The sequence below is a fragment of the Mycobacterium sp. NPDC051804 genome, from assembly GCF_044452905.1.
Lineage (GTDB): Bacteria > Actinomycetota > Actinomycetes > Mycobacteriales > Mycobacteriaceae > Mycobacterium.
The window spans coordinates 499,761-512,332 of sequence record NZ_JBITCD010000006.1 but is presented as its reverse complement, the minus strand read 5'-3'; the positions used below and the strand labels follow the sequence as shown (position 1 = coordinate 512,332).

Annotated in this window: 8 protein-coding genes; 3 read left to right on the top strand and 5 right to left on the bottom strand. The window is 66.1% G+C overall.

Annotated elements, in window-relative coordinates:
* Positions 1-2 precede the first annotated feature (2 nt).
* Together ACIA48_RS25370 and ACIA48_RS25365 are read right to left on the bottom strand one after the other, a co-directional pair.
* Positions 3-2,231 (bottom strand): MFS transporter, encoded by a 2,229-nt coding sequence (locus tag ACIA48_RS25370; RefSeq protein ID WP_396738487.1) that lies wholly within the window; start codon positions 2,229-2,231, stop codon positions 3-5.
* Positions 2,232-2,309: 78 nt separating this feature from the next.
* Positions 2,310-3,653 carry a multidrug effflux MFS transporter gene (locus ACIA48_RS25365; RefSeq protein WP_396738149.1) on the bottom strand — a complete coding sequence of 448 codons (1,344 nt, stop codon included), beginning with the start codon at positions 3,651-3,653 and terminating at the stop codon, positions 2,310-2,312.
* Between the two features lie 145 nt (positions 3,654-3,798).
* Between ACIA48_RS25365 and ACIA48_RS25360 the strand changes: the two genes are divergently transcribed.
* The 3 genes from ACIA48_RS25360 (at position 3,799) to ACIA48_RS25350 (ending at position 9,408) form a co-directional block, all read left to right on the top strand.
* A complete protein-coding gene (locus ACIA48_RS25360) occupies positions 3,799-4,551 on the top strand; it encodes a hypothetical protein (RefSeq protein ID WP_396738146.1) in 753 nt (250 codons plus the stop codon).
* 176 nt (positions 4,552-4,727) lie between these two features.
* Complete coding sequence (locus ACIA48_RS25355) at positions 4,728-8,447, top strand: multifunctional oxoglutarate decarboxylase/oxoglutarate dehydrogenase thiamine pyrophosphate-binding subunit/dihydrolipoyllysine-residue succinyltransferase subunit (RefSeq protein WP_396738143.1); 3,720 nt, start codon at positions 4,728-4,730, stop codon at positions 8,445-8,447.
* Between the two features lie 130 nt (positions 8,448-8,577).
* Positions 8,578-9,408, top strand: a complete 831-nt coding sequence (locus ACIA48_RS25350; RefSeq protein WP_396738140.1) for an SDR family NAD(P)-dependent oxidoreductase — start codon at positions 8,578-8,580, stop codon at positions 9,406-9,408.
* A gap of 10 nt (positions 9,409-9,418) precedes the next feature.
* Here the strand turns inward: ACIA48_RS25350 and ACIA48_RS25345 are convergent, their stop codons facing one another.
* The 3 genes from ACIA48_RS25345 to ACIA48_RS25335 are packed head-to-tail and all read right to left on the bottom strand — an operon-like array spanning position 9,419 to position 12,489.
* Positions 9,419-10,258, bottom strand: a complete 840-nt coding sequence (locus tag ACIA48_RS25345) for a glycine betaine ABC transporter substrate-binding protein (protein ID WP_396738137.1) — start codon at positions 10,256-10,258, stop codon at positions 9,419-9,421.
* A gap of 8 nt (positions 10,259-10,266) precedes the next feature.
* Complete coding sequence (locus tag ACIA48_RS25340) at positions 10,267-11,451, bottom strand: NADP-dependent malic enzyme (RefSeq protein WP_396738134.1); 1,185 nt, start codon at positions 11,449-11,451, stop codon at positions 10,267-10,269.
* Between the two features lie 48 nt (positions 11,452-11,499).
* Positions 11,500-12,489 carry a malate dehydrogenase gene (locus ACIA48_RS25335; protein ID WP_396738131.1) on the bottom strand — a complete coding sequence of 330 codons (990 nt, stop codon included), beginning with the start codon at positions 12,487-12,489 and terminating at the stop codon, positions 11,500-11,502.
* Positions 12,490-12,572: the final 83 nt, after the last annotated feature.

Below are 12,572 nucleotides of genomic sequence, written 5' to 3'. Positions count from 1 at the left end.
AGCTAATCGTGCAATGGGGTCGAGTGCCTGCCGTGGCGGGACGTGTCGTCAGGGTCGTCGCGGGCATGTCTGCCATTCGACTCGAACCAGAACGGCCGCTGCTCCGGTTCCTCGTCTCGCGACCTGTGCCGTGATGACCGCTCGTGCCGGCTCCCGGTGTGATGACGGCCTGCCGAGTGGGCGCTCTCGGAGTCATCGTCGTCGTATCGGTCGAACGCCATGGCCTGGGGTTCGGCGGTCGGCGACGGCGGCATCGACTGGAAGCGCCGGCCGTCATCGACATGGAATCCGTTGTGCGCGAATCCGATCGGCTCGACCTTTGGTGGATGCGTGTTCTCGGCGCGCAAGAAGTCCAGGATGTCCTGCGCTGCCGGGGGCACCCTCTCGACGGGCTCCGCCGACGGAGGCGGCGACTCGGCGACGGGCGCCGGAGGTGGGACACCGGCGTCCACAGCTGGGTATTCATCGGTCACATGGCGCCAGGATTCGACCGGCTCGTCATGCCAGAGATCCGCGGGCGCATGTAGTAGATGCTGCGTGCGTGAGGCGAACGGCTCGGTGGCCGGCTCCATGTCGGACTCGACGACCGGTCGATGCGACCTCACCGGTTCCGCGTCATCCCACGAAACCGTGTACTCGACGTACTCGTCGTGGTCGACGGCGAACCCGTCGTCGTCGCGCCATCCGAAGGCATGGTCGTCGTCACCGTTGGTGGCACCGACACCGTCGTCGAACACCGCCGATTGCGGATTGCCGAACCCGAGGAAGAACAGTGCCGCGCCCACCCCGAACAACGCGAAGAACGCCGGCAGTAGCAGGGTCTGCGACATCGCGGCGGAAAACGGTTCCCGCAGGAACGCAGGCAGCAGACCCACCACACCTTCGCCCTGAGCCGACTCCGCGCCCGTCACTCCCACCTGGTCGCTGATCCGCCACGTCATGAACGCCGCCATGCCCGCGCTGCCAAGCACGGTCCCCACCTGGCGGGTGGTGTTGTAGACGCCTGAGCCCGCGCCCGCCAGATGCGGCGGCAGATTGCGGGTAGCGGTCGCTGCCAGGGGCGACCAGATGAACGCCATTCCGACACCCATGACCGTCAGCGGCAGCACGATCCGCCAGATCGGGGTGGCGGCCGTCATTTCGATGGACAGCCACGTCAGCGAGATCGCCACCAACGAGAAGCCGAAGCCGATCACCGGTCGCGGATGCGACCTGTCGACGATTCTTCCGACGAACGGTGCGAGCGCACCGCTCGCGATGGCCATCGGCGCGACAACCAGCGCCGAGCGCGTCGGCGAAAGCCCGCATACGGCCTGCGCATAGAACATGACCGGCACGATCATGGCCGTCACGACGAAACCGATGGTGGCCACACCGATGTTGGACAGCGAGAAGTCGCGGTCGCGAAAAATGCGCAGCGGGACGAGCGGGTCGTTGGGATTGACGTATTGCCAGCACAGAAACGCGGCCATGAAGCCGATGCCGCCCGCGATCGTGCCCCAGACCCACGGCGCCCAGTTGTGCGACTGGCCCTCCTGCAGGGCGAACACGATCATGAACATGCCGATCCCCGACAGCGCGACTCCGAGCAGATCGAATCGCTGCTGATGGGTGTCGAGTTGCGGAATCAGCCATACAGCCATGCCGACACCGATGACGCCGACCGGAACGTTGACAAAGAAGATCCACTGCCAGCCCAGACCATCGAGCAACACGCCGCCGGCCAGCGGACCGACCAGCGTCGCCACTCCCGCGGTCGCGCCCCACAGGCTCATGGCCACACCACGGCGGTCGGCGGGGAAGATGCGAGTGATCGTCGACAGCGTCTGCGGGGTGAGCAGCGCCGCACCGAAACCCTGCACGACTCTGGCGACGATCAGCATGTTGATGCTGTCGGCCAGCGCGCACCACAGCGACGCTGCGGTGAACACCGTCAGCCCCAGCACATAGAGGTTCTTCGGTCCGAACCGGTCGCCGAGGCGGCCCGCCACGAGCAACGGAACCGCGTAAGCAAGGAGGTAGGCGCTCGTCACCCAGATCACCGAGTCGTAACTCGCGTTGAGCGCGGCCATGATCGAGGGATTGGCGACCGACACGATCGTCGAGTCGACCAGGATCATGAAGAAGCCGACCAGCATCGCCCACAACGCGTGCCACGGGTTGGCCGTGGCGGTGCCGCGCCGAATTCCGGGGCCGCGATCGTCGTTCCGGGTGGTCAGGGTCTCGTACATCACATCGACTTACTCAAAGATTCAGCCGACGCTACGGATGGTGGCTAACCCCGACAAATCGGGGTTACCCACTACACCTCAGGCCGGCTCTGGAACGGCGTCGCCGATGACGCCGTCCCGTTCATTGTCCTTGGACACAGGCGCCGGCGTACCCACCGCCCGAGCCCCGCCGCGCAGCGTCAGGGCTAATGCGAACAACGCGATCACCATACCGACCGTCATCACCAGCGCGAGCGCGAACTCATCGTTGCCGAGCACCCCGACGAGCGGCGCGACGGCCGCACCCAGACCGAACTGGACCGCGCCCAGCGCTGCCGCCGCCGTGCCGGCCGCCTCCGGATGCCGGGTCAGCGCCACGGCTGGAGCGTTCGGAATGACCAGACCCATCGCACCGAGGATGGCCCACACCGGTATGACGAATCCGAACAGTCCACCGACGCGGGCAGTTGAAAGACCGACGAACACAATGCCCACCACGGACGCCGCTGCCAGCGCCCACAGCGCAATGGTCTGCGGTGAGAACCGGCGCAACAGCACGACGTTGAATTGGGTGGCGCCGATCAGCGCGACGGCACCTGCCGCGAACACCAAAGCGAAAGCCTGCTGGTCCAACCCGTACCGGCCCTGCAGCACGAAGGCCGCACCCGCGATGTACGCGAACAAGCCGGACATGCCGAGCGCGGCGACGAGGACCAGCACCACGAAGCGGACGTCGCGCAAAACCTCGACGTAGGTCGCGGCGATGCTGCGCACCTTCAGCGGTCGTCGATGTGACACCGGCAGGGTTTCCGGCAACGCCAGCGCGGCCAGCAACAACAGGGCCCCCGCCATGATCACCAGCACGGCGAACACCCAGTGCCAGGAGGCCTTCAACAGCACGACGGCACCCAGCGACGGGGCGAGCACCGGAGCGGCGCCGAGCACGAGCATCACTCTCGAAAAGACCGTGGCGGCGGCCGACTCTTCAAACAGATCCCCGATGGCGGCGAACGCCACGACCATCGCCGCGGCGGCGCCGACACCCTGCAACCCGCGTGCGATGCCGAGTACGGCGATGTTCGGCGCGAACAGGCACAGCAGCGACGCCAGCATGTGCAGGACGATGCCTGCCATCAGCGGCTTGCGACGGCCGAGCGAGTCCGACAGCGGCCCGACGATCAGCTGACCCAGGGCGAGGCCGGCGAGTGTTCCGGTAAGCGTCAGCTGGGCCACCGAAGACGAAACCCCGAGATCATCGGCGATCTTGGGCAGCGCGGGCAGGTACATGTCGATGGTCAGCGGACCCAGCGCGACCAACAGTCCCAGGATCAGAACCATCTTGGTGCGGCTCGGCGACTTGGTCTCCTGGGAGGCCTCCCGCGACGACACCCCGGAGGTCTTCGATTCGGCGGTTGTCGCGGTCACGGGGGGTGATGTTGCCATGAAAGTGGTTAGCGTCGCTTCCCAATATTTTCTTCCCGGTAGCGCAGACAGTGAGCGCGATCATGTTCGGGCACCCGACGCCGGTGGTCGTACGTTTATATAGCGCTAGCCTGAAGGCCAGTCGATTCGGACAAGGGGGCCGCACATGAGTGCCCGGTCAAGCGCCAAGAACCAGTTGCCCGCGACCAGAAATGGCGCCAACGAGAATCCGACCGCCGCGGCGAAAGTGCTTTCGGCCATCATCGAGGGCAGCACCCGCGTCCAGGCGCCCGCCGTCAAGGCCTACGTCGACCGCCTCCGCAGCGCGAGCCCCCACGCGACACCGGCCGAGATCATCGCCCGCCTCGAGAAGCACTACCTCGCCGCGGTGATGGCCAGCGGTGCGGCTGTCGGTTCGGCCGCCGCCTTCCCGGGAATCGGCACGTTGGCCGCCATGTCGGCTGTCGCGGGTGAGACGGTCGTATTCCTCGAGGCGACGTCGGTATACGTGCTGGCCGTCGCCGAGGTATTCGGTATCCCCGCAGACCATCGCGAGCGTCGGCGGGCTCTGGTGCTCGCCGTGCTGGTCGGCGAGGACAGCAAGCGCGCGGTGGCCGACCTGCTCGGACCCGGCCGCACGAGCGGCTCGTGGCTCGCCGACGGCGCGGCGACATTGCCGCTGCCCGCGGTATCACAACTGAACTCGCGTCTGCTGAGGTACTTCGTCAAGCGCTACACGCTCAAGCGCGGAGCGATCGCATTCGGTAAGTTGCTGCCGGTCGGCATCGGCGCCGTCGTCGGCGGTGTCGGCAACCGGCTGATGGGCAAGCGCATCGTGACCAACGCGCGCAACGCCTTCGGCGATCCACCCCCGCGCTGGCCCGCAGCGGTTCACGTCCTGCCTGCCCCGCGAAACTAGCCGTCACCGGCTATGCCTCTGACCACAACGACCATAAGGGCGTTGTCATGGTCTGGTTGTTGCAGGAGCGATAGCCTTTAGTCGGCGGACAGCGGGTACCCGCTGACTACAGGAGAAAATTCGGCGAGCGCCGAGGGCGCTTGCGTGAGGCGAAGGAATCGAGGCGAGTAGCTGCCGTGAGCTCACCATCACCATTCGGACAGAACGAGTGGTTGGTCGAGGAGATGTATCGCAAGTTTCGCGAGGACCCCTCTTCGGTAGATCCCAGTTGGCATGAATTCCTTGTCGACTACTCCCCCGAGCCGACCACCGACAGTCAAACCGGCAATGGCCAGCGGACAGCTGCGCCCGTCGCCCCGCCCGAACCCGCGCCTGCACCGCCGGCCAAGCCTGCCGAGGCCAAACCGAAGGCGGAGAGCAAGCCCGCACCGAAGGCCGACACCAAGTCGGAGGCCAAGAGCGAGCCCGCCGCGAAGCCGAAGCCGAAGCCGGCCCCGGCGCCCGCGGAAGGTTCCGAAACCCAGGTTCTGCGCGGCGCCGCCGCGGCCGTCGTGAAGAACATGTCGGCGTCCCTCGAGGTACCCACCGCAACGAGCGTGCGCGCCATTCCGGCCAAGCTGATGATCGACAACCGGATCGTCATCAACAACCACCTCAAGCGCACCCGCGGCGGCAAGGTCTCCTTCACCCACCTCATCGGCTACGCGCTGGTGCAGGCGGTGAAGAAGTTCCCGAATATGAACCGCCATTTCGCCGAGGTCGACGGTAAGCCGAACGCGATCACCCCCGAACACGTCAACCTCGGTCTCGCGATCGACCTGCAGGGCAAGGACGGCAACCGCCAACTCGTCGTCGCAGGTATCAAGAACTCCGAGAACATGCGGTTCGGCCAGTTCCTCGCCGCCTACGAGGACATCGTGCGGCGCGCCCGCGACGGCAAGTTGACCGCCGAAGACTTCGGCGGTGTGACGATTTCGCTGACCAATCCCGGCACCATCGGCACCGTGCACTCCGTGCCGCGGCTGATGCGCGGGCAGGGCGCCATCATCGGCGTCGGCGCGATGGAGTACCCGGCCGAGTTCCAGGGCGCAAGCGAGGAGCGCATCGCCGAGTGGGGTGTCGGCAAGCTGGTGACCTTCACCTCGACGTACGACCACCGCATCATTCAAGGCGCGGAGTCCGGGGACTTCCTGCGCACCGTGCACGAGCTGCTGCTGAGCGACGATTTCTTCGACGAGATCTTCCGCGAGCTCGGTATCCCGTACGAGCCGGTCCGCTGGCGCACCGACAATCCGGACTCGATCGAGGACAAGAACGGTCGCGTCATCGAATTGATCGCGGCCTACCGCAACCGCGGCCACCTGATGGCCGACATCGACCCGCTGCGACTGGACCAGTCCCGGTTCCGCAGCCATCCGGACCTCGATGTGAACTCCCACGGCCTGACGCTGTGGGATCTGGATCGTGAGTTCAAGGTCAACGGCTTCGGCGGGGCCGAGCACAAGAAGCTGCGCGACGTGCTGGGGCTGCTACGCGATGCGTACTGCCGTCATGTCGGGGTCGAGTACACCCACATCCTGGAGCCTGATCAGCAGAAGTGGCTGCAGGAACGCATCGAGGTCAAGCACGAGAAGCCGACGGTCGCCGAGCAGAAGTACATCCTGTCGAGGATGAACGCCGCGGAGGCCTTCGAGACCTTCCTGCAGACGAAATACGTTGGCCAGAAGCGATTCTCACTGGAGGGCGCCGAAACCGTCATCCCGATGATGGACGCGGCGATCGACCAGGCCGCCGAACACGCCCTCGACGAGGTGGTCATCGGCATGCCGCACCGCGGCCGGCTCAACGTGTTGGCCAACATCGTCGGCAAGCCGTACTCGCAGATCTTCAGCGAGTTCGAGGGCAACCTGAACCCGTCGCAGGCGCACGGCTCCGGCGACGTCAAGTACCACCTCGGCGCGAGCGGCAACTACATCCAGATGTTCGGCGACAACGACATTGCGGTGTCGCTGGTGGCCAACCCGTCGCACCTCGAAGCCGTCGACCCGGTGCTCGAGGGCCTCGTGCGCGCCAAGCAGGACCTGCTGGACAAGGGTGACGGTCCCGACGGCTTCTCGGTCGTGCCGATGATGCTGCACGGCGACGCCGCGTTCGCCGGACAGGGCGTGGTCGCCGAGACGCTGAACCTGGCGCTGCTGCGGGGCTACCGCACGGGCGGCACGATCCACATCATCGTCAACAACCAGATCGGATTCACCACGCACCCGGGCGACTCGCGCTCGTCGGAATACTGCACCGACGTAGCGAAGATGATCGGCGCACCGATTTTCCACGTCAACGGGGACGACCCGGAGGCCTGCGTCTGGGTGGCACGGCTGGCCATGGACTTCCGCCAGAAGTTCAAGAAGGACGTCGTGATCGACATGCTCTGCTACCGCAGGCGCGGGCACAACGAGGGCGACGATCCGTCGATGACGCAGCCGTACATGTATGACGTCATCGACACCAAGCGCGGATCACGAAAGACCTACACCGAAGCCCTGATCGGCCGCGGCGACATCTCGATGAAGGAAGCCGAGGACGCCCTGCGCGACTACCAGGGTCAACTCGAACGGGTCTTCAACGAGGTTCGTGAGCTCGAGAAGCACGAGATCGAGCCGAGCGCGTCGGTGGAGTCCGACCAGATGGTGCCCGCCGGCATGAACACCGCCGTCGACAAGTCACTGCTGGCCCGCATCGGCGATGCCCATTTGGCCTTCCCGGAGGGTTTCAACGTGCATCCGCGCGTAAAGCCAGTGCTCGAGAAGCGCCGCGAGATGGCCTACGAGGGCAAGGTCGACTGGGCGTTCGCCGAGCTACTCGCGCTGGGATCCTTTCTGGCCGAAGGTAAGACGATCCGGCTGTCGGGGCAGGACACCCGGCGCGGCACGTTCACCCAGCGCCACTCGGTGATCATCGACCGCAGCACCGGTCAGGAATTCACACCGCTGCAGCTGCTCACCACAAACTCGGACGGCTCACCGACCGGCGGCAAGTTCATGGTGTACGACTCGGCGCTGTCCGAATTCGCCGCGGTGGGCTTCGAATACGGCTACTCGGTCGGCAACCCCGACGCACTTGTGTTGTGGGAGGCGCAGTTCGGCGACTTCGTCAACGGTGCGCAGTCGATCATCGACGAGTTCATCAGCTCGGGCGAGGCCAAGTGGGGCCAGCTGTCCGATGTGGTGCTGCTGCTGCCGCACGGCCACGAAGGCCAGGGCCCGGACCACACGTCGGCACGCATCGAGCGGTTCCTGCTCCTGTGGGCTGAGGGCTCGATGACCATCGCGATGCCGTCGACGCCTGCGAACTACTTCCACCTGCTACGCAGGCACGGGCTGGACGGGATTCACCGGCCGCTCATCGTGGCCACGCCGAAGTCGATGCTGCGAAACAAGGCCGCTGTCAGCGACCTTCGCGAGTTCACCGAGATGAAGTTCCGCTCGGTGCTCGAGGAGCCCACGTACACGGAGGGCACCGGCGACCGCGACAAGGTCAAGCGAGTCCTGTTGACCAGCGGCAAGATCTACTACGAGCTGGCGGCACGCAAGGCCAAGGAGGAGCGCGACGATGTGGCGATCGTGCGCATCGAGCAGCTCGCCCCGCTGCCGAAGCGACGCTTGAGTGAGACGCTGGACCAGTACCCGAACACCGAGGAGTACTTCTGGGTGCAGGAGGAGCCGGCCAACCAGGGTGCGTGGCCGACGTTCGGGCTGACGCTGCCCGAGGTCTGCGCGGACCGGTTGACAGGCATCACGCGCATCTCACGGCGCGCGATGTCGGCACCGTCGTCAGGTTCGTCGAAGGTGCATGCCGTCGAGCAGCAGGAGATCATCGACGAGGCGTTCGCGCGCTAGCGTCGTCGATGGTGTTGACGGGTTGATCGTCTGCACCTGGCGCGTGGGGTCAACCCCTTAGGGAGCCGCCTTACCCGCTACCGCGAGTACCGACTACCCTCGATTCGAGTCAACGGACACGAGGAGTGGCATGCAGGGCTTCGCGGGAAAAGTCGCCGTGGTGACGGGCGCCGGATCGGGCATCGGGCAGGCTCTGGCGATCGAACTCGGGCGCTCAGGCGCCAGCGTGGCGATCAGCGACGTCGACACCGAGGGCCTCGCGGTCACCGAGGAGCGCCTGAAGGCCATCGGCGCCAAGGTGAAAACCGACCGGCTCGACGTCACCGAACGTGAGGCCTTCGAGCTGTACGCGGACTCGGTGGTCGAGCACTTCGGCAAGGTCAACCAGGTCTACAACAATGCGGGCATCGCGTACGTCGGCGATGTCGAGTTCACGCCCTTCAAGGACATCGAACGGGTGATGGACGTCGACTACTGGGGAGTGGTCAACGGCACCAAGGTCTTTCTGCCACATCTGATCGCCTCGGGCGACGGACACGTGGTGAATGTGTCGAGCCTGTTCGGCATTTTCTCGGTGCCCGGCCAGGCGGCGTACAACTCGGCGAAGTTCGCGGTCCGCGGGTTCACCGAGGCGTTGCGTCAGGAGATGATCGCCGCCGGCCACCCGGTGAAGGTGACCACCGTGCATCCCGGCGGCATCAAGACCGCGATCATGCGTAATTCGACCGCGGCCGAAGGTGTCGACAAAGAGGGTCTGACAAAGACTTTCGACAAGAGGCTGACAATCACCACACCCGAGAAGGCGGCACAGATCATTCTCGACGCCGTCCGCAAGAACCGGGCACGAGTGCTCGTCGGCCCCGACGCGAAGATCCTGGACGTCATCGTGCGGATCACGGGCTCGGGTTACCAGAAGCTGTTCTCGACGGTCGTATCGCGGCTCGTACCCAACGCACACTGACGCGCGAGAGTCAGTCGCCGAGTGGGTGTTCGGCGAGGAACGCGCCCGCGACCAGACCCGGTTCGGTGCCGTCCTCGACCTGAGCGCGCATATCGGCCAGCGCGGCGGTATCCAATACGCCTGCCACCTCGTTGAGCGCCAGCACCTGCGATTCGTTGAGCTCGTTGCGCCGGTAGAGCGGCACCAGGTTCTCGGCACGGATCAGTGACGTGCGGTCTGACAGCATGAGCAGCTCGGTCGGGATGTTCGGGGCCGCCGTCGACGTCCACGCGGCATTCACCTGCCCCGCCCGTACAGCCGCGAACAGGGTTGCGCGGTCGGGATATTCGCGTGGCTTCGGCAGCTTGCAGGTGCCTATGGCGTCGGGCTTGGCCGCCTTCTTGACCACGCCGATCTTGAGTTTGTCGCAGTTGCGGGTCGCCGCCGTCAGATCCCGCCCACCCCAGGCTTGGGCGGTCGCCGCGGTCACGGCCAGCGCGGGTTTGTCCTCGGCCGACGTCGTGTAGTCGCCCGCGGCGATGCCTTCGGGTAGCGCCGACACCATCTCCCGGTAGACCTGCGTCGCCGACCGCGCCGTCGAATCGGGAAAGAACCTGTGCAGCACACGGCCGGTGAAACCGGGGACCACCCGCGCCTCCCCCGAGTCCAGTTTCGTCAGCGGATCCGGTGACGTCTCGACGTGGGCCGGGCTGCCGTAGAACCGCAACGCCTCGGCGTAGATGTGCGCGATCAGCGCCGACTCGGGATCGTCAGTCGACCCGACCGCCAGCGACGGCGTCTCGTGGTGGACGCCGCAACCGGCTGCGCTCACCGCGACGAGCGCAGCGAGCGCGCAGGCGAGCCGGCGCACCGAGAAACCTAGGCCTGCGAGGCCGCGGCAACCGCCTGGGCCACGGCGGGGGCCACCCGCGGGTCCAACACGCTGGGCACGATGTAGTCGACCGCGAGATCGTCGCCGACCACCGAGAAAATCGCCTCGGCCGCAGCCACTTTCATCTCCTCGGTGATGCGCCGGGCCCCGGCGTCGAGCGCACCGCGGAACACCCCCGGGAACGCCAGCACGTTGTTGATCTGATTCGGGAAGTCGCTGCGCCCGGTGGCCACTACCGCCGCATAGTGCTTCGCGTCGTCGGGGTGGATCTCCGGGTCGGGATTGGACAGCGCGAACACGATCGCGTCCGGCGCCATCGTCGCGACGATCTCGGGCGGCACCACACCGGCGGACAGCCCGAGAAACACGTCGGCCCCCTTCAGCGCCTCGGCCATACCTCCGGACAGGCCGTTCGGATTCGTCTGCTCGGCAATGTCGGCCTTGTACGCGTTCAGATTGCCGCGGTCCTTATGCAGGATGCCCTGCGAGTCCAGCAGCGTGATATCGCGAACTCCCCTGGCCAGCAATATCTTTGCGCAGGCAACACCGGCGGCCCCGGCGCCCGAGACGACCACCCGCAGCCCGGTGATGTCCCGGTCGAGCACCTTCGCCGCGCCGATCAATGCCGACAGCACGACGATCGCGGTGCCGTGCTGGTCGTCGTGCATCACCGGGCAGTCCAGCGCCTCGATGACACGCCGCTCGATCTCGAAGCAACGCGGCGCCGAGATGTCCTCGAGGTTGACCGCGCCGAACGACGGCCGCAGCCGCACCAGCGTCTCGACGATCTCGTCGGGATCTTTGGTGTCGAGCACGATCGGGACCGAGTCGAGGTCGGCGAACGCCTTGAACAGCGCGCTCTTACCTTCCATCACCGGAAGCGACGCCGCAGGCCCGATATCGCCGAGGCCGAGGACCGCGCTGCCGTCACTGACCACCGCGACCATGCGGTTGGCCCATGTGTAACGCGCAGCCAAGGTGTGGTCGGCCGCGATCGCACGACTGACCTGAGCAACGCCGGGCGTGTAGGCGACCGACAGCGCACGCTGGGTGTCGAGCGGCGCGTTCAGCGCTACCGACAGCTTTCCGCCCACATGCGCAGCGAAGATCTCGTCGTCATGTAGGACGATCGGGGCTCTCTTGTCAGACAGGTTTCTCACCGCTTGGGACACGGCGCTCAGGTTACTGACGAACTGGTAGGTAACCTAATCGACTTTGTCTCAGATAAGTCCCAGGTCAGTGACGGCTTTCCGCTCGTCAACCAGCTCAGCGGTCGACTTGTCGATGCGCGCACGGGAGAAGTCGTCGATCTCCAGTCCCTGCACGATCGACCAGTTGCCGTCCTTCGTCGTCACCGGGAACGACGAGATGATGCCCTCGGGCACGCCATAGCTGCCGTCGGACAGAACGGCCATCGATACCCAGTCGCCCTCGGGGCTGCCCAGCAGCCAGTCGCGGGCGGCATCGGTGGTCGCCGAGGCGGCCGAGGCCGCCGACGAGGAGCCGCGGGCGTCGATGATCGCCGCACCGCGCTTGGCGACGGTCGGGATGAAGTCGTTCTCGATCCAGTTCTGGTCGTTGACGACCTCGGCGGCGTTCTTGCCACCCACCTCGGCGTGGAAGATGTCGGGGTACTGGGTGGCCGAGTGGTTGCCCCAGATGGTGACCTTCTTGATGTCGGTGACCTTGGCGCCGGTCTTCTGGGCCAGCTGCGAGATCGCCCGGTTGTGATCGAGGCGGGTCAGGGCGGAGAACCGCTCGTTCGGGATGTCGGGGGCGTTGGTCATCGCGATCAGCGCGTTGGTGTTGGCCGGATTACCGGTCACTCCGATGCGGACGTCGTCGGCGGCCACCTCGTTGAGGGCCTTGCCCTGCGCGGTGAAGATCGCGCCGTTGGCCTCGAGCAGGTCGCCGCGCTCCATGCCCGGCCCGCGGGGACGGGCCCCGACCAGGAGCGCCAGGTTCACCCCGTTGAAGATCTTGTTGGCATCGGCTCCGATCTCGACCCCGGCCAGCAGCGGGAACGCGCAGTCGTCAAGCTCCATCACCACGCCTTCGAGGGCCTTGAGCGCAGGTTCGATCTCCAGCAGTCTCAGCTCGATCGGACGGTCTGGGCCGAGCAGTGAACCGCTGGCCAGACGAAACAGCAGGCTGTAGCCGATCTGGCCGGCGGCACCGGTGACCGCGACCTTGAGGGGAGATGTGCTCACGTCAGGTGCTCCTTGGACGGATTTGGATGCCCGCACCGCGGGCGCGTTGCCTTCGGGGACGAAACTAGCAGGGTCGCAAAGTG

Bases quoted from the DNA above. Each gene is read 5' to 3' on its own strand.
- ACIA48_RS25370 (WP_396738487.1), bottom strand. From the start codon at position 2,231: ATGTACGAGACCCTGACCACCCGGAACGACGATCGCGGCCCCGGAATT.
- ACIA48_RS25365 (WP_396738149.1), bottom strand. From the start codon at position 3,653: ATGGCAACATCACCCCCCGTGACCGCGACAACCGCCGAATCGAAGACC.
- ACIA48_RS25350 (WP_396738140.1), top strand. From the start codon at position 8,578: ATGCAGGGCTTCGCGGGAAAAGTCGCCGTGGTGACGGGCGCCGGATCG.
- ACIA48_RS25360 (WP_396738146.1), top strand. From the start codon at position 3,799: ATGAGTGCCCGGTCAAGCGCCAAGAACCAGTTGCCCGCGACCAGAAAT.